This is a genomic window from Cryobacterium sp. Sr3, from assembly GCF_004402835.1.
GTDB classification, from domain to species: Bacteria; Actinomycetota; Actinomycetes; order Actinomycetales; family Microbacteriaceae; genus Cryobacterium; species Cryobacterium sandaracinum.
In genome coordinates, this window is record NZ_SOFA01000009.1 from 33,113 (window position 1) to 55,586 (window position 22,474).

The 22,474-nt window shown below is 67.1% G+C and carries 23 protein-coding genes; 19 read left to right on the top strand and 4 right to left on the bottom strand.

The window, feature by feature from the left end:
* Positions 1-4: 4 nt before the first annotated feature.
* Together E3N94_RS02890 and hemW are read left to right on the top strand one after the other, a co-directional pair.
* A complete protein-coding gene (locus E3N94_RS02890) occupies positions 5-652 on the top strand; it encodes a DUF1990 domain-containing protein (protein WP_104100000.1) in 648 nt (215 codons plus the stop codon).
* A 4-nt stretch (positions 653-656) separates the two neighbouring features.
* A complete protein-coding gene (gene hemW / locus E3N94_RS02895; RefSeq protein ID WP_104169679.1) occupies positions 657-1,883 on the top strand; it encodes a radical SAM family heme chaperone HemW in 1,227 nt (408 codons plus the stop codon).
* Positions 1,884-1,885: 2 nt separating this feature from the next.
* Here hemW and E3N94_RS02900 read toward each other — a convergent pair whose 3' ends face one another.
* A complete protein-coding gene (locus E3N94_RS02900; RefSeq protein WP_241977423.1) occupies positions 1,886-2,263 on the bottom strand; it encodes a DUF4870 domain-containing protein in 378 nt (125 codons plus the stop codon).
* 36 nt (positions 2,264-2,299) lie between these two features.
* Entirely contained in the window at positions 2,300-2,746 is a 447-nt protein-coding gene (locus E3N94_RS02905) for a DUF4870 domain-containing protein (RefSeq protein ID WP_134401611.1), read from the bottom strand.
* Between the two features lie 167 nt (positions 2,747-2,913).
* Here E3N94_RS02905 and hrcA point away from each other — a divergent pair, with 167 nt between their 5' ends.
* The 9 genes from hrcA (at position 2,914) to leuA (ending at position 12,101) form a co-directional block, all read left to right on the top strand.
* The gene (gene hrcA / locus E3N94_RS02910; protein WP_134569752.1) at positions 2,914-3,951 is read left to right on the top strand and encodes a heat-inducible transcriptional repressor HrcA; all 1,038 of its coding nucleotides are present in this window, start codon (positions 2,914-2,916) and stop codon (positions 3,949-3,951) included.
* 66 nt (positions 3,952-4,017) lie between these two features.
* Positions 4,018-5,136 carry a molecular chaperone DnaJ gene (dnaJ, locus tag E3N94_RS02915; RefSeq protein WP_104099997.1) on the top strand — a complete coding sequence of 373 codons (1,119 nt, stop codon included), beginning with the start codon at positions 4,018-4,020 and terminating at the stop codon, positions 5,134-5,136.
* Between the two features lie 6 nt (positions 5,137-5,142).
* Positions 5,143-5,883, top strand: coding sequence for a 16S rRNA (uracil(1498)-N(3))-methyltransferase (locus tag E3N94_RS02920; RefSeq protein ID WP_134375022.1), 741 nt, complete (start codon positions 5,143-5,145; stop codon positions 5,881-5,883).
* 22 nt (positions 5,884-5,905) lie between these two features.
* Positions 5,906-6,283 (top strand): HIT domain-containing protein, encoded by a 378-nt coding sequence (locus tag E3N94_RS02925; RefSeq protein WP_134569753.1) that lies wholly within the window; start codon positions 5,906-5,908, stop codon positions 6,281-6,283.
* A gap of 49 nt (positions 6,284-6,332) precedes the next feature.
* Entirely contained in the window at positions 6,333-7,349 is a 1,017-nt protein-coding gene (locus E3N94_RS02930) for a PhoH family protein (protein ID WP_134343403.1), read from the top strand.
* The gene (ybeY, locus tag E3N94_RS02935; protein ID WP_104099994.1) at positions 7,346-7,813 is read left to right on the top strand and encodes an rRNA maturation RNase YbeY; all 468 of its coding nucleotides are present in this window, start codon (positions 7,346-7,348) and stop codon (positions 7,811-7,813) included. Before E3N94_RS02930 ends, ybeY begins: the two co-directional genes overlap by 4 nt.
* Positions 7,810-9,126 carry a hemolysin family protein gene (locus tag E3N94_RS02940; protein ID WP_134569754.1) on the top strand — a complete coding sequence of 439 codons (1,317 nt, stop codon included), beginning with the start codon at positions 7,810-7,812 and terminating at the stop codon, positions 9,124-9,126. Before ybeY ends, E3N94_RS02940 begins: the two co-directional genes overlap by 4 nt.
* Positions 9,119-10,021: a GTPase Era gene (gene era / locus E3N94_RS02945; protein WP_104099992.1), complete on the top strand. Its 903-nt coding sequence runs from the start codon at positions 9,119-9,121 to the stop codon at positions 10,019-10,021. Before E3N94_RS02940 ends, era begins: the two co-directional genes overlap by 8 nt.
* A 307-nt stretch (positions 10,022-10,328) precedes the next feature.
* Positions 10,329-12,101, top strand: coding sequence for a 2-isopropylmalate synthase (gene leuA, locus E3N94_RS02950; protein ID WP_134343374.1), 1,773 nt, complete (start codon positions 10,329-10,331; stop codon positions 12,099-12,101).
* Between the two features lie 134 nt (positions 12,102-12,235).
* On the opposite strand, the gene E3N94_RS02955 is transcribed toward leuA, so the two are convergent.
* A complete protein-coding gene (locus tag E3N94_RS02955) occupies positions 12,236-12,976 on the bottom strand; it encodes a hypothetical protein (protein WP_174720215.1) in 741 nt (246 codons plus the stop codon).
* Between the two features lie 110 nt (positions 12,977-13,086).
* Positions 13,087-13,785 carry a TRIC cation channel family protein gene (locus E3N94_RS02960; protein ID WP_233191248.1) on the bottom strand — a complete coding sequence of 233 codons (699 nt, stop codon included), beginning with the start codon at positions 13,783-13,785 and terminating at the stop codon, positions 13,087-13,089.
* A gap of 78 nt (positions 13,786-13,863) precedes the next feature.
* Here E3N94_RS02960 and recO point away from each other — a divergent pair, with 78 nt between their 5' ends.
* From recO to E3N94_RS02995, 8 genes are all read left to right on the top strand, one after another.
* A complete protein-coding gene (gene recO / locus E3N94_RS02965; protein WP_104099989.1) occupies positions 13,864-14,586 on the top strand; it encodes a DNA repair protein RecO in 723 nt (240 codons plus the stop codon).
* Complete coding sequence (locus E3N94_RS02970) at positions 14,583-15,413, top strand: isoprenyl transferase (protein ID WP_104099988.1); 831 nt, start codon at positions 14,583-14,585, stop codon at positions 15,411-15,413. Before recO ends, E3N94_RS02970 begins: the two co-directional genes overlap by 4 nt.
* Before the next feature lie 40 nt (positions 15,414-15,453).
* On the top strand, positions 15,454-16,113 hold the full coding sequence (locus E3N94_RS02975; protein ID WP_134401607.1) for a DsbA family oxidoreductase: 660 nt from the start codon (positions 15,454-15,456) through the stop codon (positions 16,111-16,113).
* Positions 16,110-16,235, top strand: a complete 126-nt coding sequence (locus E3N94_RS17425; protein WP_255409015.1) for a hypothetical protein — start codon at positions 16,110-16,112, stop codon at positions 16,233-16,235. Before E3N94_RS02975 ends, E3N94_RS17425 begins: the two co-directional genes overlap by 4 nt.
* Positions 16,236-16,280: 45 nt before the next feature.
* Complete coding sequence (dusB, locus tag E3N94_RS02980; RefSeq protein ID WP_134569755.1) at positions 16,281-17,453, top strand: tRNA dihydrouridine synthase DusB; 1,173 nt, start codon at positions 16,281-16,283, stop codon at positions 17,451-17,453.
* Positions 17,446-18,696: a deoxyguanosinetriphosphate triphosphohydrolase gene (locus E3N94_RS02985; protein ID WP_174721875.1), complete on the top strand. Its 1,251-nt coding sequence runs from the start codon at positions 17,446-17,448 to the stop codon at positions 18,694-18,696. The genes dusB and E3N94_RS02985 overlap by 8 nt, the downstream gene beginning before the upstream one ends.
* Positions 18,697-18,790: 94 nt before the next feature.
* On the top strand, positions 18,791-20,653 hold the full coding sequence (gene dnaG / locus E3N94_RS02990; protein WP_134401605.1) for a DNA primase: 1,863 nt from the start codon (positions 18,791-18,793) through the stop codon (positions 20,651-20,653).
* Between the two features lie 166 nt (positions 20,654-20,819).
* Positions 20,820-22,457 (top strand): ABC transporter substrate-binding protein, encoded by a 1,638-nt coding sequence (locus E3N94_RS02995; protein ID WP_104099983.1) that lies wholly within the window; start codon positions 20,820-20,822, stop codon positions 22,455-22,457.
* Positions 22,458-22,474: the final 17 nt, after the last annotated feature.

The window sequence follows — 22,474 nt, forward strand, 5'->3', positions numbered from 1 at the left end:
ACGGATGCGCCGCGCCACCTTCACCGATACCGCCGTCACCTACGCGTCCATCGGCGGCACCCTCGCCCCGGACCTGCTCCGGTTCCCACCCAAGGGCTACCGGCCCCTCGAGCGCACCGTGCGCCTTGGCAGCGGTGAGGAGCGCTTCCAGCTGGCCTCGAAGTCGCTGATGACCTGGGGCGTGCAGCGGGGGAGCGGAATGACCGTCACCGACCTGCTGGACGGCACCGGCCAGCAGTACACGGGACTCGTCTTCGACGCCGACGGCCAGGCCGCCCGCGACCAGAAGCCCGAGCCGGACGAGGCCGTCTTCGCCGAGGACGGCACGCCCTACATCGTCAACGGCATGTCCGCGCACCTCACGAGCAAGTTAGGCCCCTTCACCATCGACGCCCCCGTGCGCGTGGTCTACGTGATCGATGAACCCGACCGCCTCGGCTTCGCATACGGCACCATGGCCGGGCACCCGGCCAGCGGCGAGGAATCGTTCATCGTCGACAGACGCGAGGACGACTCGGTCTGGCTTACCATCCGCGCCTTCTCCCGCCCCGGCAACTGGTTCTACAGGCTGGGCTGGCCGTTCGTGCGGCGGCAACAGGCCAAAATCACCGCTCGGTACCTACGCGCGCTGCATCCGATCGGCGCGGTCTAACCGCATGGGCAGTGCCCTTCCCCTCGGCGACCCCGCACCCAGCGACGGACTGCTGCCGGCCTCGGCCGCCGTGGGAGCAGCCCAGCGCGATTTCGGCGTCTACCTGCACGTGCCGTTCTGCCGGGTCCGCTGTGGCTACTGCGACTTCAACACCTATACCGCCACCGAGTTGCGGGGCGCGAGCCAGCATGACTATGCCGGCCAGGCGATCACCGAGGTCCAGTCGGCCGGCCGGATCCTGACTCAGTCGGGCGTGCCGGCCCGCCAGGCGGCGACCGTCTTCTTCGGCGGCGGCACCCCCACCCTGCTCCCGGCCGACGACCTGGTGCGGATGCTGGAGGCCGTGCGCTCCACCTGGGGGATCGCACCCGGCGCCGAGGTGACCACCGAGGCGAACCCCGACTCCGTCGACGCCGCCTACCTCGGCCGCCTCGCCGAGTCCGGCTTCACCCGGGTATCCTTCGGCATGCAGTCCGCGGTACCGAGCGTGCTGGCCACCCTCGAGCGCACCCACGACCCCGAGCGGGTGCCGCTTGTGGTGCAGTGGGCGCGCGAGGCCGGCCTCGACGTGTCCCTCGACCTGATCTACGGCACACCGGGGGAGACCCTCGTCGATTGGCGCACCAGCCTCGAGCACGCCATCCGGCAGGCTCCCACCCACGTCAGCGCCTACTCGCTTATCGTCGAGGAGGGCACCAAGCTGGCCCGCCAGATCAAGCGCGGCGAACTGGCCCCTGTCGATGACGACGTTCAGGCCGAGTTCTATGAGCTGGCCGACGACCTACTGTCCTCGGCAGGCTACGGCTGGTATGAGGTCAGCAACTGGGCGACGGATGACGCGCACCGCTCGCGCCACAACCTCGCCTACTGGCGCAGCCAGGACTGGTGGGGTGTGGGGCCCGGAGCCCACAGCCACATCGGTGGGGTGCGCTGGTGGAACGTCAAGCATCCGTCGGCCTACGGTGATCGGATTCGCGCCGGCGACTCACCGGCCGCCGGGCGGGAGACCCTCGATGCGGCCACTCAGGAGGTGGAGCGGGTGCTCTTGCTCACCCGAATCCGCGAGGGTATCCCCATCGACTCGCTCAGCCCGCTCAGGCGCCACGAGGTGGCGGGACTCATCGCCGACGAACTCATCGACGCGAAAGCAGCCCTCTTCGGTTCGATCGAACTGACCCTCAGAGGACGCCTCCTGGCGGATGCCGTCGTGCGCCGCCTGCTCGCCGACTGAACTCAGTTCACGAACTTGATCGACAGCGGATACGTGTAGTACTCGCCCCGGTTTGCGGCCAAGGCGGCCATGATGCCGAACACGACCATCAGAACGGAGGCAGCCAGGAGAACGAGGTAGCCGACGAGGATGATCGTCAGGACGCCGCCGACCGCGTAGGCGATCAGGAGCGTGAGCTGGAAGTTCAGTGCGGTCGCGGTGTGTGCCCGGATGAACGGGCCGCGGTCCTTGAGCACGATGTAGCCGATCAGGGCCGGCACGAAATAGAACAGAATGCCGCCGACGTGCACGAGGGTGGCCCACAGTTTCTCGTCGGCCGGGTTCATCGGGGTGGGAGCCTGGTTCGGGTTGGGCGGCGGTGGTGGGGTGGAATTGGTCATTGGTGCTCCTTCTGAAGAAAAACCGAGTGCGCCGGGCTACTTGATCAGGCGCAGGGCGAACGGGTACCGGTAGTGGTTGCCGTCCTTCGCCTGGAGGTAGCCGAGCACCGAGAAGACAACACCGAGGATGTACAGCACCCAGGCGAGACCGCCGATGACGCCGCCGATGCCGAATGTGAGGAAGCCGATGACCGTTGCAAAAAAGTTGATCGCGAAGTAGCCGATCAGAAGCGTGATCTGAAAGTTGAGCGCTTCCTTCGCCTCGACGCTGGTCAGAGGTCCGCGGTCCTTGAAGAGCAGCCACAGCACCAGGGACGGCACGAACATGAGGATCCCGCCCAGATGTGCGAGGGACGCCCATTGGCGGTCATCCGCCTCCGTCAGGGGTGCCGACGGTCCCGGGGCGGCAGGCTGGTAGGGCGGTTGCGGCGGCCGTTGGCCCTGGTACGGATCATCGGATCCGGGACCAGTGAAATTACTCATGATCATGCCTTTCAGTGCACCGGGGAAGAGGTGCTACATGCCTAAGTTACTGCGCCCCAACATTGGGGAGCAATGGGTAAGCCCAGCCGGTCGCGGTATGATTGGCAGTCACATACCGCGAGTGCCAATCGATGCTGCACTCGCGACGCTGGGAGGAGGCGAGCGCCATGGTGTCCGATCGCAGTCTCGAAGTCCTGCGTGTGATCGTTCAGGACTATGTAGCCTCCCGCGAACCCGTCGGTTCCAAATCTATCGTCGACCGGCATTCCTTCGGGGTCTCGGCGGCCACGATCCGCAACGACATGGCCCTGCTCGAAGAGGAAGAGTTGATCGCGGCTCCGCACACCTCGTCGGGCCGCATCCCCACCGATAAGGGCTACCGCCTGTTCGTCGACCATCTCGCCGATCTGCGCCCGCTCTCGGCGGCGCAGCGCCAAGCCATCGAGACGTTCCTCGGTCAGTCGGCCGACCTTGACGAGGTGCTGGCCCGCAGCGTGCGGCTGCTCTCGCAGCTCACCCATCAGGTCGCCCTGGTGCAGTATCCGTCGCTGTCCCGCGCGAAGGTGCGCCACATCGAACTGGTGCCCCTGTCCGAGACTCGCCTCCTGTCGGTTCTGATCACGGATGCCGGACGGGTCGAGCAACGCGTCGTCGACCTGCCCCGGCCTCTGGCTGAACCCGTTCTGATCGAACTGCGCACCCGGTTGAATTCTGCTCTGGTCGGGCTGGGCATGAGCGAGGCCGCCAGCACCCTTACCGGCAGCTCTCTCACCGCCGGCTCCGGCCTCGGCCCGCTCGAGCAGCAGGAGGCGGTGGATCTGATCGCCGGCACCCTGCGGGACCAGGTCGGCGCGAACAGGCAGGACCGGCTCGTGATGGCCGGCGCCGCCAACCTCGTGCGCACCGAGGAAGACTTCACCGGCAGCATTTTCCCGGTGCTCGAGGCCATCGAGGAACAGGTCGTGCTTCTGCGGCTGTTCGGCGAGATGGCCTCTGACCAGCACGGCGTGTCCGTCAGTATCGGCCGGGAGAATGCCCCGTTCGGTCTGGCCGAGACATCCGTGCTCACCAGCGGCTACTCCTCGCAGGGCGGCAACCTGGCGCGCCTCGGCGTACTCGGCCCCACTCGGATGGACTACTCGAACAACATGGCGGCCGTCCGTGCGGTCGCCCGCTACCTTTCACGCCTTCTCGGCGAGAATTGACCAGTTCCCCTCGGCCCAGAAGCCGGCGGAACACCACATTTCAGAACAGACCTAGGAGAGCCAGCTTTGGCTGACCATTACGAAGTACTCGGCGTTGCCCGCGACGCCTCGACCGACGAGATCAAGAAGGCCTACCGCAGGCTGGCCCGGCAGCTGCACCCCGACGTGAACCCGGGCGCGGATGCATCCGAGCGCTTCAAATCCGTCACGCACGCCTACGACGTGCTCAGCGACGTCAAGCAACGCGACAACTACGACCGTGGCGGCAACGGCCGCTCGGGCGGCGGCGGAGGCGCCGGTTTCGACGGCAACTTCGGCAACTTCGGCGACATTTTCGAGACCTTCTTCGGCGGCGGGGGATCCAGCCGCGGGCCTCGGTCGCGCCGAGAGCGCGGCCAGGATGCCCTGATCCGGGTCGACCTCGACCTCGATGAGATCATCTTCGGCACGCACCGGGAGCTCGAGGTCGACACGGCCATCATGTGCGCGACCTGCAGCGGCACGTGCTGCCAGCCGGGCACCGCGCCCGTCACCTGCGACATCTGCCACGGCACCGGCACCATCCAGCGCGCCGTGCGGTCGCTGCTCGGCAATGTCATGACGAGCAGCCCCTGCGGTTCCTGCCGCGGCTACGGCACGATCATCGCCACTCCCTGCGTCACCTGCCAGGGCCAGGGCCGCGTGCGAGCGCGTCGCACGGTCCCCGTCGACATCCCGGCGGGGGTCGACACGGGCCTGCGCCTGCAGATGCCCGGCAGCGGCGAGGCCGGTCCGGCCGGCGGTCCCAACGGCGACCTCTACCTTGAGATGAAGGTGCGCCACCACGACGTGTTCAGCCGTGACGGCGACGACCTGCTCTGCACCCTCGAGGTGCCGATGACGGATGCCATCCTCGGCAGATCCGCGACCGTCAAGGCGCTCGACGGCGACATCGAGGTCGAGCTCAGGCCGGGCACGCAGAGCGCTGAGATCATCACGGTCAAGGACCGCGGCGTAACCCGTCTGCGCGGGAACGGACGCGGCGACCTGAAGGTCGGCGTGCACGTGGTCACACCGACCCGTCTCGACCACAAGGAGCGGGAGCTGATCGAGGCCTTTGCGGCCCGCCACAAGGCGCCGGTTCCTGCCCTCAGCGCCTTTCAGCAGGGACTTTTCGCCAAGCTGCGCGATCGGTTTCGCGGCTAGGCGTCGATGGCACACTTCTTCATCGATGAGGCGCTCCACGCCGCCGATTGCGTGCCGGGGGCGGTCGTCGGCATCGGCGGCGCCGAGGCCCGGCACGCGGTCACCGTCAGCCGGGTGCGCCCGGGCGAGCGCCTGCAGATCGGGAACGGGGCCGGGCTCATGCTCGCCGCCACCGTCGTTGACGCAGATGCGAGGCTGCTGACCCTGCGCGTCGAGACGGTGACCGTGACCGCGCTGCTGACGCCGCGCATCCGTCTGGTCCAGGCTCTCGCCAAGGGAGACCGGGACGAATTGGCTGTGCAGGCGGCCACGGAGCTCGGCATCGACGGGGTGATCCCGTGGGCCGCATCCCGCTCCGTGACGCGCTGGGAGGGAGCCAAAATCAAGAAGGGCCGGGATCGCTGGTCCAGCATTGTGCGCGAGGCCTCGAAACAGTCGATTCGCGCGTGGCTGCCCACGGTCGGGGAACCGGCGAGCACCAAAATGCTGGCCGAGCTGGCCGGCACTACCCGGATGCTGCTGCTGGAGCCCACCGCGAGCGAACGGCTGACCTCGCAGGCGGCGCCGACCGACGACCGGGATATCCTGCTCGTCGTCGGACCCGAGGGCGGCATCTCCCCGGCCGAGCTGACCCTGCTCGAGCAGGCAGGCGCCACCCGGGTGCGCCTGGGCGACAATGTGCTGCGCACCTCCACCGCCGGCCCGGCCGCCCTCTCCATCCTGAACGTGACGCTCGGCCGCTGGTAGCGCGTGAGCTTAAGATAGAGACATGTCTTCCACCGGCCAAGAACCGTCCATCTTCACTCGCATCGCCGCGCGCGAGGTCCCGGCGACCATCGTCGCCGAAACCGAACGGATCATCGCCTTCACCGACATCGCCCCGCAGGCGCCCGTGCATGTCGTCATCACGCCGAAAACATCCGAGTACAGCAACGTGGTCGAGCTCGCGGCCGGAGACCCCGGGCTGCTGACCGAACTCATCGAGGTGGCGGATGCTGTGGCGGCCCGGCTGTCCAACGGCCAGTTCCGGCTCGTGTTCAATACCGGCGCCACCGTCGGGCAGACCGTTTTCCACGTCCACGCTCACCTGCTCGCCCCGCAGGCCGCCGGCGGAACCCTCGGGGAGGGAACGCTTGGTTTCCGGTGAGCCCGGGCCGGGCCAGGCCGAGGTGCACATCACGGTCGACGGCATTGCCATGGTGCGCCTGCTCGGCGCCGACGACCGTCTGCTCGCCGCCGTCGAGAAGGAACACCCCGGCGTCAGCGTGCACGTGCGCGGCAACGAGGTCACCCTGATCGGTGAGACCGAGCACGTCGAGGCGGCGCGTCGCCTGATCGAGGAGCTCCTGCTCATGGTGCGCGGCGGGCGTGACCTCGCCGAGTCCGAGGTGAGCACCTCCTCACGGATGCTCGACACGGACAGTTCCACGAGCCCTTCCGAACGTCTGGGCCCGGCCATCCTCAGCTCCCGCGGCAAGAGCATCCGCCCCAAGACCATCGGGCAGAAGGAATACGTGGACGCCATCGACACCGACACCATCGTGTTCGGGATCGGGCCGGCCGGAACCGGCAAGACCTACCTGGCAATGGCCAAGGCCGTGCAGGCGCTGCAGCGCAAGGAGGTCGAACGGATCATCCTCACCCGCCCGGCCGTCGAGGCCGGGGAACGACTCGGCTTCCTGCCGGGCAGCCTCACCGAGAAGATCGACCCGTACCTGCGCCCCCTGTACGACGCCCTGAACGAGATGATGGACCCGGAACTCGTGCCCAAACTGCTCGCAGCCGGAACCATCGAGGTGGCCCCGCTCGCCTATATGCGCGGCCGCACGCTCAACTCCTCCTTTGTCGTGCTCGATGAGGCGCAGAACACCACTGCCGAACAGATGAAGATGTTCCTCACCCGGTTGGGGTTCGGCTCGAAAATGGTCGTGACCGGGGACATCACTCAGATTGACCTTCCGGCGGGCTCGAGCGGGCTGCGCTTGGTGAGCCGGGTGCTCGACGGGGTCGACGACATCCGTTTCGTGCGTCTGAGCAGTGCCGACGTCGTGCGGCACTCCCTGGTCGGCCGGATCGTCGACGCCTGGACCGCATACGACGCGCAGAAGCAGGCCGAGCGCTACGAAAGCGATCAGGCGCGGGAATTCGCAGGTCGCGGACCCGGCCGCCCCAACTCTCCCCGCGACCGCCTTCCGAAACGGAGATCCTCTTGAGCATCGAAATCAACAACGAATCGACTATCCCGGTCGATGAGGCCGCCATCCTGCGTCTGGCCGCCTACGCTCTGGACTCCATGCACGTGCACTCTGACGCCGAACTGGCGATCGTCCTCGTCGACGAGGGTGCGATGGAGCAGCTGCACGTGCAATGGATGGATGAGCCGGGCCCCACCGACGTGCTCAGCTTCCCGATGGACGAATTGCGCCCGGGCACCGAAGACGCCGAGACCCCGCCGGGGCTGCTCGGCGATATCGTGCTCTGCCCGCAGGTGGCCCAGGGCCAGGCCGAGACAGCCGGGCACAGCGCCCTCGAGGAACTCCTGCTGCTCACCACGCACGGCGTGCTGCACCTGCTCGGATTCGACCATGTGGAACCCGCCGAGGAGAAGGAAATGTTCGGCATCCAGCGAGACATCCTGATCGGCTTCGCCCTGCAGGAACGCCTCCGCGACCGATGATCTGGTGGTTTCTCACGGCGGCCATCCTGTTGGTCGCCTTCGGCGGCCTGATGGCCGCGGTGGACTCCGCCGTCACGAGCCAATCCCGGGCCGACATTCTTGACCTGGCCGAGAAGTCCCGTGCCAAGCGCTCCCTGACGGCGATCGCCGCCGACACCGGGGCGCACCTGAACACGATCAGTTTTGTACGGATCATCGCCGAGACCACGGCGGCCGTGCTGGTGACCCTCGTCTTCGCGACCACGATCGAGGAGCTGTGGCTGGCACTGCTACTGTCCTCCCTGCTGATGACCGCGGTCTCCTTCGTGCTCGTCGGCGCCAGCCCGCGCAGCGTGGGCCGGGCCCACCCCGTGGAGTTGCTCTCCGCGACCGCCCCGCTGGTGCACTTCCTCCGGGTGCTCCTCGGCCCCATCGCCAACGCGCTTGTCGCCCTCGGCAACCGGGTCACCCCCGGGCGCACCCGGCTGGCCACGTTCACGTCGGAGGTCCAGCTGCTCAGCATGGTCGACGAGGCCACCGAGCTCGACGTCCTCGAGGAGGACGACCGGGAACTGATCCACTCGATCTTCGAGTTCAACGAGACCGTCGTGCGCGAGGTGATGATTCCGCGCACCGACATGGTCACCATCGAAGCGGACTCATCGATCGGCGCGGCGATGGGCCTGTTCCTGAGTAAGGGCTTCTCCCGGGTGCCGGTCATCGACGGCGAAGTGGATGACGTCACGGGCATCCTGTACCTGCGCGATGTGGCCCGGCTCGTCTACGAGCGGCCGCCGAACGCGGAGAGCCTCACGGTGCGGGAGCTCGAGCGACCGGCCGTCTTCGTGCCCGAGTCGAAGAAAGCCGACGCGCTGCTCCGCCAGATGCAGCTCGAGTCAAACCACCTCGCGATGGTGGTCGACGAGTATGGTGGCATCGCCGGACTGGTCACCCTTGAAGACCTGATCGAGGAACTCGTGGGAGACATCTCCGACGAGTACGACCGCGACGTTGTGGAGGTCGAGGTACTCGGCGACGGTCGCTTCCGGGTGAGCGCGCGGCTTCCGGTCGACGAGCTCGGTGAACTGTTCGACCTGGAACTGGACGACGACGAGGTGGATTCGGTGGGTGGCCTGCTGGCCAAGGCCCTCGGGCGCTTGCCGGTGGCGGGCTCGGTCGCCAGGGCGAGCGGGTTGGTCCTCACCGCCGAACGCACCGAAGGCCGCCGCAAACGAATCAGCACCGTGCTGGTTGAACGAGACCAAGCGCTGATAGACGCGCAGAACGCATTCCTCGGAGTGTCGGACGATGAGAGAGTGAACGGTCATGACTGAAGTAGAAGGATTCCGAGCGGGGTTCGTGTCGTTCGTGGGACGCCCCAACGTGGGCAAATCCACGCTGACGAACGCGCTGGTCGGGGAGAAGGTCGCGATCACGTCGTCGAAGCCGCAGACCACCCGGCGCGCCATCCGCGGCATCGTGCACCAGAAGAACGGTCAGCTGATTCTGGTCGACACCCCGGGTATCCACAAGCCGCGCACCCTGCTGGGCGAACGACTGAACAGCCTCGTGCAGTCGACGCTGTCCGGCGTGGACGTGGTGGGCCTCTGCATTCCGGCCAACGAGCCGATCGGCCCGGGCGACCGGTTCATCAACGAGCAGCTGGACAACTTTCCGCGGGCCCGCAAGGTGGCCATCGTGACCAAGATCGACATGTCCTCCAAAACCAGTGTCGCCAACCAGCTCCTCGCCGTGTCACAGCTGCGTGACTGGGAGGCGATCGTGCCGATCTCGGCGACCAGCCGCATCCAGCTTGATATCCTCAGCGCAGAGCTGCTGCGCCTGCTGCCCTTGTCGGATGCCCCGCTCTACCCGGCCGACGCGGTCACCGACGAGAGCCTCGAGTCGCGCATCTCGGAGTACATCCGGGAGGCGGCGCTCGAGGGCGTCACCGACGAGCTGCCGCACTCGATCGCCGTGACCATTGACGACATCATCGAACGCGACGACCAGGAACTGGTCGAGATCTACGCGAACCTGTTCGTCGAGCGCGACAGCCAGAAGGGCATCATCATCGGCAAATCCGGCAGCCGGTTGAAGGATGTTGGTGTGCGCGCCCGCAAACAGATCGAACCGCTGGTGGGAAAGCGGGTCTTCCTCTCGCTCCGGGTCAAGGTCGCCAAGGAGTGGCAGCGCGACCCGAAACAGCTGGGCCGCCTCGGCTTCTAGCCGGCACTCCGCCAGCACCCCGAACCGCCAGCACCCCGAACGAATTCGACGCAGATTTTGCCTGTATCGGCCTCGGACAGCCGGAAACCGGCCATTTCCCGAAATTATCCGTCGAATTCGTTCAACGCCGGATGCGATCGGGTGGCGTGACTCGATCCGCTGCCGAGGGTGCTGCCGAGGGTGGTAGCCTGCACTTATGTTTTTCGGTGAGCTGCTTCTTCGCTGCCGCGACGAGTCCTAATCTGAGGCCTCCCTCGTCGCGGAGTTCGTCGTTGGCTACCCACCATTCGCGAGGAGATCCCAGATCATGAAAAACAATCAGACCGCATCCCGGATGCCGATTCACAAGTACCGCCCGTATCAGGAGCAGTTCACGATCGAGCTGCCCGACCGCACCTGGCCGGACAAGCACATCACCGCGGCCCCGCGCTGGTGCGCCGTCGACCTGCGGGATGGCAACCAGGCGCTGATCGATCCGATGAGCCCCGAGCGCAAGCGCATCATGTTCGACATGCTCGTGCGGATGGGCTACAAGGAGATCGAGGTCGGCTTCCCGTCGGCCAGCCAGACCGACTTCGACTTCGTGCGCAGCCTGATCGACGGAAATGCCATTCCAGACGACGTGACCATCCAGGTGCTCACCCAGGCGCGCGAGCACCTGATCCGGCGCACCTACGAGTCGATCGCGGGCGCCAGGCAGGCCATCGTCCACCTCTACAACTCCACCAGCGTGCTGCAGCGCAAGGTCGTGTTCCGCGAAGACAAGCAGGGCATCATCGACATCGCGTTGGCCGGCGCGCGTCTCTGCCGCGCCGCCGAGGCATCCGTCCCCGGCACCACGGTCTACTACGAGTACTCCCCGGAGAGCTACACCGGTACCGAGCTGGGATTCGCCGTCGACGTCTGCAACCAGGTGCTGGAGGTCCTCGAGCCCACGCCGGAGCGCAAGGTCATCATCAACTTGCCCGCGACCGTCGAGATGGCCACACCCAACGTCTACGCCGACTCCATCGAGTGGATGTCCCGCCACCTCGCCCACCGCGAGAACGTGCTCATCTCCCTGCACCCGCACAACGACCGCGGCACAGCCATCGCGGCCGCGGAATTGGGCTACCTGGCCGGGGCCGACCGCATCGAAGGCTGCCTGTTCGGCAACGGGGAGCGCACGGGCAACGTCGACCTGGTGGCGTTGGGCGTCAACCTGTTCACCCAGGGTATCGACCCGCAGATCGACTTCAGCAACATCGACGAGGTCAAGCGCACCGCGGAGTACTGCAACCAGCTGCCTGTGCCCGAGCGCAGCCCCTGGGCCGGCGACCTGGTCTTCACCGCGTTCAGCGGCTCGCACCAGGACGCCATCAAGAAGGGCTTCGAGGCCATGGCAGTGGATGCCGCCACGCAGGACTGCGGCGTCGACGACCTGCTCTGGGCGGTCCCATACCTGCCGATCGACCCGAAGGACCTCGGACGCAGCTACGAAGCCGTGATCCGGGTCAACTCCCAGTCCGGCAAGGGCGGCGTGGCCTACCTGCTCAAGACCGACCACGCCCTGGACCTGCCGCGCAAGCTGCAGATCGAATTCTCCGGCGTCGTGCAGTCCAAGACCGACCAGGAGGGCGGCGAGGTCACCAGTGAGCAGATCTGGGAGATCTTCAACGACGAGTACCTGCCGGCCAGCCACACCACGCCCGACGCCAAGTGGGGTCGGTTCGAGCTGCACGCCACGCGCACCTCGAGCGACCTCTCCGGTTCGGTTGAACTGTCCGTTGACCTGCGCGACGACACGACCGTGTCCAGCGCGGTCGGCGCGGGCAACGGCCCGATCGCGGCGTTCCTCGGCGTGATGGCCGAACGCGGCATCGCCATCACCCTCTACGACTTCGTCGAGCACGCCATGTCGGCAGGCGGCGACGCCCTCGCCGCGGCCTACGTCGAACTCGACGTCAACGGCACGCGGTTCTGGGGCGTCGGCATCGACGCGGACATCTCGACCGCCTCGCTCAAGTCGGTGGTGTCGGCGGTCAACCGCGGCATCCGCGCCGAGGCCGGCAAGCGGTCTCTGGCGGACGCGACCGCCTGACCCCGGGTAGCCTCAGCCGGCACGTGAACTCAGCCGGCGCGTGAGCAGAAAATCGTCAGCCCGGCCGAGTGCCTTCCCCGGGGGAGGCGCTCGGCCGGAGCGATGGTTCTCGGCTGCGTGCTGTCAGTCCGGCTCTAGACCCGCGCCGTGTCCTTCGTCTTCGCCCGGTGCGTCGGAGCGACGTGAGTCGGGTCGGCAGTCGCCCTGGCCGGTCGTGCCTTGGGCGCAGGGGTCAGCACCATCGTGCAGTCGTCGATCGCGCCGGCGAGCAGGTCGTAGAGCTGGCCGTCCGGGTCGGGAACGCACGCTTCCGCGATGCCCTGCACGGACACCCGGATGATGGTCTCCGCCGTGCGGTCCGTGAACTTGCTCCGAGACCAGGATCCCATCGAGGCGATGAAGTCTCGCGCCCACCGTTCGGTCGCCGGTGCCGCGTCAAACGAATTGCGGATGCGCAGGGCGACGTCGTCGGGAATGGTGCCGTTGGCCTCGGTCAGGTACCGTTCGCAGTTGAGGATCCCCACGGCAAGGGCCCGTTGGTGGTCTGCACTCGTGACCGGGAGCGCGGATGTGGCCGCCCGCAGAGCGATCAGCAAGCGCACCCGTGCGTTGTCCCCGCGCAGACCGATCACCGACGGGATCAGCGGGACCAGCCGGGCCCGGGCGGTGTCCGACGTGCAGTCGTTCACCATCCGAGCGACGGAGGCGAGTAACGGATGAGTGCAGGCAGGGTGGTCACTCCAGGCCACTCCGGCGAGATAGGAGGCGAACTCCATGAAACAGGCGCCGGAACGTGGGTTTCTGTGCTTGCCTCGGGACAGGACCGGCATCAAATCCGGCATCGAATCGGGCACGTTGCCCTTCATCATGTTCATGAGGTTCCTCCAAACGACGTGAGATCTTCTTACCAGTCTGACCCGGGACGCAATGAAAGGCGAGAGCGGAATCCGTCGTTTGTGGACCAGTTTCGGGCCCGTTCGGGGCCTCAGGCGCCGCGGTTCCTGCGCCGCCGGAAGGCGACGATATTGTCGCGCCGCCACCGGGGCCAACTGCCGATCGCGCGCTGCTGCGGCAGGCTCCAGCCGTACCGCGCGGCGAGGATCCGGATGACCGTCGTCACCACGACGCAGGCGATCCCGGCGATGGTGATGGGCACCTGCAGCATGAAGAGCACCACGAGCAGGCCGCTGCCGACCCCGGCCGCGACGGCGTAGAACGAGCCGACGTGCATCACGGCGATCGGCACGTTCAGCATCATGTCCCGCAGGGCCGACCCACCCACCGCCGTGACGACCCCGACGAACAGGGCGGGGATCTCCGGCAGGCCGACGGCGAGTGCCTTGCTCGTGCCGAGGGCGCCGAACAGCCCGATGGTCACGGCGTCGAGGGCGATGATGAACGGGCCGAGCCGGTTGAACAGGCTCTGCAGCAGCATGCCGAGCAGAGCCGCCCCCGCGCACACCGGCAGGTACCAGTTACTCTGCAGCGCGGCCGGCACGCCGCCCAGCAGGATATCGCGGAGCAAACCGCCGCCGAGCCCCACGGTGACGCCGATCAGCGCGATGCCGAGCAGGTCGAAGCGGCGGTCGGTGAAGCGACCGGCGAACATGGCGCCCTGCACGGCTCCGATGGCCACGGCCGTGAGGTCGAGCCAGAGCGGGATGAAGAATGAGGTGGAGGGCACCCCTAATGAAACCACTGAAACGGTGGGTATCGGCGCGCTTGACGACCCCGCGCTCCCGCCAGGTGGGAGAATTCAGGGGTGCCTGTCTACCGTGATGATGTCGTCGTGCTGCGCACCCAGAAACTGGGCGAAGCCGACCGCATCGTCACCATGCTCACGCGCCAGCACGGGAAGGTGCGCGCGGTAGCCAAGGGTGTGCGCCGCACCGCGTCGAAATTCGGGGCCCGGCTCGAACCGTTCATGGTCGCCGACGTGCAGCTTTGGGAGGGGCGGAGCCTCGACGTCATCACGCAGGCGGAGTCCATCGCTTCTTACGGAGCCCTGATCACGGCCGACTACCCGAGCTACACGGCGGCCAGCGCCATGGTCGAAACCGCCGACAAGCTCACCGAGGCGGAGGGTTCGCTGCAGCAGTACCTGCTGCTCGTGGGTGCCCTCCGGTCGCTCTCCCGCCGTGAGCACGGCGCCGGCCTTACCCTCGACTCCTATCTGCTCCGAGCACTGTCGATGGCCGGCTGGGCACCCAGTTTCCAGGACTGCGCACGGTGCGGAGCCCGGGGAGCCCACTCAGCGATGGTTGTGCAGGCTGGCGGGATCGTCTGCGACGATTGCGCAGCCCCTGGTTCGCCGAGGCTCGATCCGGCCACCATCACCCTGCTCGGCTCCCTCCTGACCGGCGACTGGGAGCACACCAAATCCACCCCTCCCCAGACCAGAGCCCAGGCCACCGGGGTTGTCGCCGCCTACACGCAGTGGCACCTCGGGCGCGGCCTTCGATCGTTGGAACACGTGAGTCGATGACCCCTGCGCCCTTCCTCAATCCCTTCGGCCAGAAGCCCCTGACCCACAAGGATGCGGTGCCGTTCAAACCCTTGGACTGGACGGGCCTGTACCCGCCCGCCCTGCCGAAGCAGGCCGTTCCCGAGCACGTGGCGGTCGTGATGGACGGCAACGGCCGGTGGGCGAACGCGCGCGGGCTGCCTCGGGTGGAAGGCCACAAGGCGGGGGAGGCTGCGCTTCTCGACGTCGTCGCCGGGGCCATCCAGATCGGCGTCAAACACCTGAGCGTCTACGCGTTCTCCACCGAGAACTGGAAGCGGTCACCCGACGAGGTTCGCTTCCTGATGGGATTCAACCGGGACGTCCTGCACCGCCGGCGCGATCAGCTCAACGAATGGGGGGTGCGCGTGCGGTGGGCCGGACGCAAGCCCCGGCTGTGGGCATCCGTCATCAAGGAACTGCAGTTCGCCGAACGGCTGACCACCGGGAACGACGTGCTCACCCTCACCATGTGCGTGAACTACGGCGGGCGCACCGAGATCGCGGATGCCGTGCGCGCCTTGGCTGAGGACGTGGCCGCAGGCAGGTTGAAGCCCGCCGGGATCACCGAGAAGTCGATCCAGCGGTACCTGTACACCGCGGACCTCCCCGACGTGGACCTGTTCCTGCGCAGTTCGGGGGAGCAGCGCACCAGCAACTTTCTGCTCTGGCAGAGCGCCTACGCGGAGATGGTGTTTTTGGACACCCTCTGGCCGGACTTCGGCCGTGGGGACCTGTGGCGGGCGATCGAGCTCTACGCGGCCCGTAACCGCCGCTACGGCGGCGCCGTGGACGCCCCGACCGTCTAGGCCGGGAATACAACGTGGGGCTCCATCGGTTGACCTCACAGTGAGTGAAGCCATCAAAGTAGACATCTGGTCCGACGTTCAGTGCCCCTGGTGCTACATCGGAAAGCGCAAGTTCGAGGCCGGGGCGGCCCTGTTCGACGGGAACGTCGAGGTTGAGTATCACAGCTTTGAACTCGCCCCGGATACCCCGGTCGACTTCGATGGCAGCCCCGTCGACTACCTCAGTCAGCGCAAGGGCCTGCCGGTCGCCGAGGTCGAGCAGATGCTCGAGCGCGTCACCGGCATTGCCGAGAGCGTCGGGCTGCACTACGACTACGACTCCGTGCATCAGACCAACACGGTCATCTCGCACGAGCTGCTGCACTACGCGAAGGCGCACGGCCGCCAGCTCGACATGAAAGAACGACTGCTTAAGGCCTACTTCGTCGACGGCCGCCACGTCGGCCGGATCGCCGACCTCGCAGACCTCGCCGCCGAAATCGGCCTGGACCGTGACGACGTCATCCGCGCCCTGACCGCCCACGACTTCCTCGCGGATGTCAAGGCCGACGTCGCTCAGGCCAACGCCTACGGCATTCAGGGGGTGCCCTTCTTCGTCATCGACGGCAAATACGGGATCTCCGGCGCCCAGGACCCCGACACCTTCGTCCAGGCCCTCCGCCAGGCGCACACCGAAAAATCCGAGGAGAAGAACAAATGAGCGACGCACCAGATACCACCGCCCCGGTCGCCCCCGCCGAGGCCGCGTCCGTTCCCACGATCGAACTTCTCGGCCAAGCCGCGGCCGGCGGATGCTGCGGCGGCGGCTCCTGCGGCGTCTAGCCGGGTCGTCAGGTAGGCGTCCCGGCGTGGGGGAGAATTGAACGGATGACTTCCGTAACCCAGACCAGCCCGGCGAACCTCACGATCGGCCCGCTCACGCTCGACGTGCCCGTCGTTCTCGCGCCCATGGCAGGGATTACCAACACGGCGTTTCGTCGTCTGTGCCGTGAATACGGCGCAGGCCTCTATGTCAGCGAGATGATAACCTCCCGTGCGCTGGTCGAACGCACGCCGGAGTCGATGCGACTGATCAACCATCACGAGAGCGAAAAGACCCGCTCAATCCAGCTGTACGGCGTGGACCCGAAGACCGTCGCCGAGGCGGTCACCCTGCTTGTGGCCGAGGACCGGGCCGACCACATCGACCTCAACTTCGGCTGCCCGGTTCCCAAGGTCACCCGCAAGGGCGGCGGCGCCGCCCTGCCCTGGAAGCTCGGGCTCTTCCGTCAGATCGTCGAGGGTGCCGTCACCGCGGCCGGTGACGTGCCGGTTACCGTCAAGATGCGCAAGGGCATCGACTCCGATCATCTGACCTATCTGGAGGCTGGCAAGGCGGCCGAGGGCGCCGGTGTCGCGGCCATCGCCCTGCATGCCCGCACGGCCGCCGAGTACTACTCCGGCCAGGCCGACTGGTCCGCCATCGCGACCCTCAAGAAAACCGTCACCAGCGTGCCCGTGCTCGGCAACGGTGACATCTGGTCCGCCGAGGACGCCCTGCGCATGGTCGCGAAGACCGGCTGTGACGGCGTCGTCGTCGGGCGCGGCTGCCTGGGCCGCCCCTGGCTGTTTGGTGACCTCGCCGCGGCTTTCCGCGGCGGCGAGTTCGGCGCGGCGGCTGCCAGGATCCAGCCCAACCTGGGCCAGGTCGCCGACGCCTTCCGCCGCCACGCGGTGCTCTTGACCGAATTCTTCGAGAGCGAGGAGCGAGCCTGCCGGGACATCCGCAAGCATGTGGCCTGGTATTTCAAGGGCTACCCGGTCGGCGGCGACCTGCGGGCGAGCCTGGCCTCGGTCGTCTCGCTCGCGCAGCTCGACGATCTGCTGGGCACCCTCGACGGCGATCAGGACTACCCCGGCGAGGGCGCCGAGGGGCCCCGGGGTCGGGCCGGCAGCCCGAAGAAAACCTCACTTCCTGAACACTGGCTCGACTCCCAGGAGCTGGTGTCGGCGGAACGCGCCAATCTGACCGAAGGTGAAGGGGACACAAGCGGTGGCTAATGAGACCGGATACAGCAGGCACGACGAGGAACGCTGGCTGCCTGAGGAGCACGGCTCCAGGCGCAGCGATTTCGCTCGCGACCGGGCCCGGCTTTTGCACTCGAGCGCTCTGCGCCGGTTGGCCGCGAAGACCCAGGTGCTGAGCCCGGCCGCCGGTCTCGATTTCGCGCGCAACCGACTCACCCATTCTCTCGAGGTCGCCCAGGTCGGGCGCGAACTCGCTCTGCGGCTGGGCCTCGACCCGGACATCGTCGACACCGCCTGCCTGGCGCACGACATCGGCCATCCGCCCTTCGGCCACAACGGCGAGAAGGCCCTCAACACCTGGTCCGCAGACATCGGCGGCTTCGAGGGTAACGCGCAGACGCTCCGCCTGCTCACCCGACTCGAACCCAAGGTCTTCGGCCGTCACGGCCGCAGCTATGGGCTCAATCTCACCCGGGCGAGCCTCGACGCGAGCTGCAAATACCCCTGGCCAGCCGACTCGTCGGTCGCCGATCCGAGCGGCCGCGCCAAGTACGGCTTCTACCCGGACGACAGGGAGGCCTTCGAGTGGATGCGCTCCGGCGCCGCGGAGCGCCGGCGCTGCATCGAGGCGCAGGTGATGGACCTCTCCGACGACATCGCGTATTCCGTGCACGACTTCGAGGACGCCGTCGTCAACGGCTACATCGACGTCGGCCAGCTCGGCAGCCGGACCAACCACGAGTCGCTTCTGGCCACGATGACCGAGTGGACCGGCGATGGTCTCTCCGAGGAGGACCTGGCCGACGCCTTCGACCGGCTGGACTCGCTCAACGCCTGGCTTGAGACCTGGTCGGGCAGCCGCCGCGACCAAGGCCTGCTGAAGAACTTGACCAGCCAGCTGATCGGCCGCTTCAGCGGTGCCGCCGTGCGCGCCACCCGCGACGCCAACCCGGGGGGCGACCTGATTCGGTTCGGCGCCCACGTGGTCGTGCCGCGGGAGGTCGAGGCGGAGATCGCCGTGCTCAAGGGCATCGTGGCGACCTTCGTGATGACGCGACAGACCCGCAAGCCCATCTATGTGGAGCAGAGGCAGGTGCTCACCCTGTTGGCGCGCACGCTGCACGCGACGGGGGACGAACACCTCGACGCGGGATACCGGGAGGACTGGCACGCAGCCGCCGACGCCGCAGCCCGCAAACGCGTCGTCGTCGACCAGGTCGCCAGCCTTACCGACCAGTCCGCGCTGGCCTGGTACGAACGCCTGGTAAAGCACTGACCCGCGCGAACAACAGCACGGACAGCACGGGCAGCACCGCACAGAACGACGCCACTACACCGAACACCGACACGGGCAGGACTAACATTCAGCTATGGCAGGCCTGATTCGACAAAACGACATCGAAGAGGTCAAGTCCCGCACCAACATCGCCGACATCGTCGGCGACTACGTGAGTCTCAAGTCCGCCGGCGTGGGATCGATGAAGGGGCTGTGCCCCTTTCACGACGAGCGCAGCCCAAGCTTCCACGTGCGCCCACAGGTCGGTTTCTACCACTGCTTCGGTTGCGGCGAGAGCGGCGACGTCTACTCCTTTCTGCAGAAAATGGACCACGTCAGTTTCAGTGAGGCCGTCGAACGGCTCGCCGGCCGGGTCGGTATCGAGTTGCACTACGAGGGCGGCGCCGGCGAGGCTCCCGACCACACCAATCGGGCCCGCCTTTACGCCGCCAACCAGGCCGCGGCCGACTTCTTCGTGGAACGCCTCGGCAGCCCCGGCGCCCTGGTCGGGCGTACCTTCCTCGGCGAACGCGGCTTCGACTCCCTCGCGGCCGCCCGGTTCGGGGTCGGCTTCGCCCCGAAAAGCTGGGACGAGCTCACCAACCACCTGCGCGCCAGGGGGTTCTCCACCGAGGAACTCACGCTGTCCGGTCTCGTTTCCAGCGGCGACCGCGGCGTGTACGACCGGTTCCGCGGCCGCCTGGTCTGGCCGATCCGGGACATCACCGGGCAGACCATCGGCTTCGGGGCGCGTCGGCTCCTCGACGACGACAAGGGACCCAAATATCTGAATACCCCCGAAACGCCGATCTACCACAAGTCCCAGGTGCTCTACGGGCTTGACCTCGCCAAACGCGACATTTCCCGAGGCCACCAGGTCGTCGTCGTGGAGGGCTACACCGACGTCATGGCCTGCCACCTTGCCGGGGTGACGACCGCGGTCGCCACCTGCGGCACATCCTTCGGGGTCGATCACATCAAGGTGCTGCGTCGCGTGCTCGGCGACGACAGCGGGGTCGGCGAGGTCGTGTTCACGTTCGATCCGGATGCCGCCGGCCAGAAGGCCGCCGTGCGCGCATTCAGCGAGGAGCAGCGTTTCTCCGCCCAGACGTACGTGGCCGTCGCGCCCGAGGGACTGGACCCCTGCGACCTGCGACTGCACCGCGGCGATGACGCCGTGCGCCGGCTGATCGACTCGAAAAAGCCCATGTTCGAATTCATGATCCGGCAGTTGCTCGGCCAATACAACCTCGACACGGTGGAGGGTCGCGTCGCCGCGCTTCGCGCCGCGGCGCCGATCGTCGGCGACATCCGTGACCCGACCCTGCGACCCGGTTACACGCACGAGCTGGCGCGCATGCTCGGCATGGAGCTCGGCGAGGTCGGCAAGGCCGTCTCCGCCGCCCTGTCGCGCTCCCGGAGCACCGGTACGGCCACTCCGGGATCTCGGCCGGGGGAGAACGAGCCGGTGCCCCGGGAGCAGCCGTTCTCCATGATCGACCTGGCGACCGACCCCGTCACCCGGCTGGAACGCGACGGTCTGATGGCCATGCTGCAGCGCCCTACCGTCGTCGGGGTGGATCTGATCCAGCGCGCCGCGGCCACGAACTTCGTGAACACCTCCCTGGCGGTGGTGCGCGACGCCATCGCGGCCACCGCGCCCCAACACGACGCCGTCGACTGGCTCGACCGCATCGTCGCCGAGGTCCCGGCCACGCTGGAAAACCTGGTCAAGGAGTTGGCGATGGCTTCCCTGCCCGAACGGTCCGAACGCGAAATCGGCCGCTACGTGCGCGACATCACCGTGGCCCTGATCGACCGGGACCTGCTTCGCCAGAAAGCCGAACTGCTCGGTCGGCTCCAGCGCGCGGATGCGACCAATCGCGACGTCTATGTGGCACTCCAGCGGGAGCTGGTGCGAGTCGAGGCCGAGCGCCGCAACCTCCGGGAGGATTAGACCGGGCTCGTCTCGCCCGGCTCCTCCTTGGTTGCAGCTCGATAAAGATGCATCGTATTGCGCCGGGACACCGCGCATTCTGTGCTATTTCTTTTCCTACAGCAATGCTGGCCGTGCACGATTCCTGCGCCCGGCATCGGTTTTCTAGAGGAAGAGGCTCACGGCTATGGCATTCTCATCCACTTCACGCGCGAGAGGGCTCAGTGCCGCCGCGGTTGTCGCGGTCGCCGCGTTGACCCTGGCGGGCTGCTCCGCCGGCGGAACCGACGACGAGACCAGCTCGGGTGGCGAAGCCATCACGATCGGCACGACCGACAAGATCACGTCGCTCGACCCGGCCGGTTCCTACGACAACGGCTCGTTCGCGGTGCAGAACCAGGTCTTCCCATTCTTGATGAACACGCCCTACGGCAGTCCGGACGTCGAGCCCGACATCGCCACGGCCGCCGCGTTCACCAGCCCCAACGAGTACACGGTCACCCTCAAGCCCGGTCTGAAGTGGGCCAACGGCAACGAACTCACCTCCTCCGACGTCAAGTTCACCTTCGACCGCCAGCTGGCGATCGCGGACGACAACGGCCCCTCCTCGCTGCTCTACAACCTGGACAGCGTCGCGGCCCCCGATGACACCACGGTTGTCTTCACCCTCAAGCAGGCGGACGACCAGATCTTCCCGCAGATCCTGTCCAGCCCGGCTGGCCCCATCGTCGACGAGGACACCTTCTCGGCCACGAAGCTCACGCCGGACCAGGACATCGTCGACGCCAACGCGTTCGCCGGCCAGTACGTCATCACCAGCTACGACTTCAACAACCTGGTCGGCTACAAGGCCAACTCAGACTACGAGGGTCTCCTGGGCGCGGCCAAGACCGACGTCGTCAACGTGAAGTACTACGCCGACGCCTCCAATCTGAAGCTCGAAGTGCAGCAGGGTGATATCGACGTGGCGTTCCGTAGCCTGTCGGCCACCGACATCGAGGACCTGCGCGGCAACGATAAGGTCAAGGTCGTCGACGGACCCGGCGGCGAACTCCGCTACATCGTCTTCAACTTCGACACCCAGCCGTTCGGCGCCAAGACCGCCGAGGCCGACCCGGCCAAGGCCCTTGCCGTGCGCCAGGCCGTGGCCGACCTGGTCGACCGCGACGAAATCGCCGAGCAGGTCTACAAGGGCACGTACACCCCGGTGTACTCCTACGTTCCCGCCGGACTGACCGGTGCCACCGAGTCCCTCAAGGGCCTCTACGGCGACGGTGAGGGTGCCCCCGACGTCGACAAGGCCGCGGCAACCCTCAAGTCCGCCGGCGTGACCGGTCCGGTAAAGCTCAACCTCCAGTACAGTAACGACCACTACGGCCCGTCGTCCGGCGACGAGTACGCCCTGGTCAAAGACCAGCTGGAAGCCTCGGGCCTCTTCACCGTCGACCTGCAGACCACCGAGTGGGTTCAGTACTCGAAGGACCGCACGACGGATGTCTACCCCATCTACCAGCTCGGTTGGTTCCCGGACTACTCTGACGCCGACAACTACCTGACCCCGTTCTTCCTCGAAGGCGGCTTCCTCAAGAACCACTACAGCGACACGGTGGTCGACGCCCTGATCCTGAAGCAGGCCGTCACCGCCGATCCCGCCGAGCGCACGAAGCTGATCGAGGAGATCCAGGACAAGGTCGCCGCGCAGCTGTCGACCGTGCCGCTGCTCCAGGGCGCCCAGGTTGCCGTCACCGGCCCCGATGTGACCGGAACCAGCGACACGCTCGACGCGTCGTTCAAGTTCCGTTACGCGGCACTGGTCAAAGGTTAGTTCGTCAACCGGTTAGC

Bases quoted from the DNA above. Each gene is read 5' to 3' on its own strand.
- E3N94_RS02940 (WP_134569754.1), top strand. From the start codon at position 7,810: ATGATCTGGTGGTTTCTCACGGCGGCCATCCTGTTGGTCGCCTTCGGC.
- dnaG (WP_134401605.1), top strand. From the start codon at position 18,791: ATGGCAGGCCTGATTCGACAAAACGACATCGAAGAGGTCAAGTCCCGC.
- E3N94_RS02930 (WP_134343403.1), top strand. From the start codon at position 6,333: ATGGTGCGCCTGCTCGGCGCCGACGACCGTCTGCTCGCCGCCGTCGAG.
- E3N94_RS02905 (WP_134401611.1), bottom strand. From the start codon at position 2,746: ATGAGTAATTTCACTGGTCCCGGATCCGATGATCCGTACCAGGGCCAA.
- hemW (WP_104169679.1), top strand. From the start codon at position 657: ATGGGCAGTGCCCTTCCCCTCGGCGACCCCGCACCCAGCGACGGACTG.
- leuA (WP_134343374.1), top strand. From the start codon at position 10,329: ATGAAAAACAATCAGACCGCATCCCGGATGCCGATTCACAAGTACCGC.
- E3N94_RS17425 (WP_255409015.1), top strand. From the start codon at position 16,110: ATGAGCGACGCACCAGATACCACCGCCCCGGTCGCCCCCGCCGAGGCC.
- dusB (WP_134569755.1), top strand. From the start codon at position 16,281: ATGACTTCCGTAACCCAGACCAGCCCGGCGAACCTCACGATCGGCCCG.
- E3N94_RS02890 (WP_104100000.1), top strand. From the start codon at position 5: ATGCGCCGCGCCACCTTCACCGATACCGCCGTCACCTACGCGTCCATC.
- E3N94_RS02955 (WP_174720215.1), bottom strand. From the start codon at position 12,976: ATGAACATGATGAAGGGCAACGTGCCCGATTCGATGCCGGATTTGATG.
- E3N94_RS02900 (WP_241977423.1), bottom strand. From the start codon at position 2,263: ATGACCAATTCCACCCCACCACCGCCGCCCAACCCGAACCAGGCTCCC.
- E3N94_RS02970 (WP_104099988.1), top strand. From the start codon at position 14,583: ATGACCCCTGCGCCCTTCCTCAATCCCTTCGGCCAGAAGCCCCTGACC.
- E3N94_RS02995 (WP_104099983.1), top strand. From the start codon at position 20,820: ATGGCATTCTCATCCACTTCACGCGCGAGAGGGCTCAGTGCCGCCGCG.
- hrcA (WP_134569752.1), top strand. From the start codon at position 2,914: ATGGTGTCCGATCGCAGTCTCGAAGTCCTGCGTGTGATCGTTCAGGAC.
- era (WP_104099992.1), top strand. From the start codon at position 9,119: ATGACTGAAGTAGAAGGATTCCGAGCGGGGTTCGTGTCGTTCGTGGGA.
- E3N94_RS02925 (WP_134569753.1), top strand. From the start codon at position 5,906: ATGTCTTCCACCGGCCAAGAACCGTCCATCTTCACTCGCATCGCCGCG.
- E3N94_RS02920 (WP_134375022.1), top strand. From the start codon at position 5,143: ATGGCACACTTCTTCATCGATGAGGCGCTCCACGCCGCCGATTGCGTG.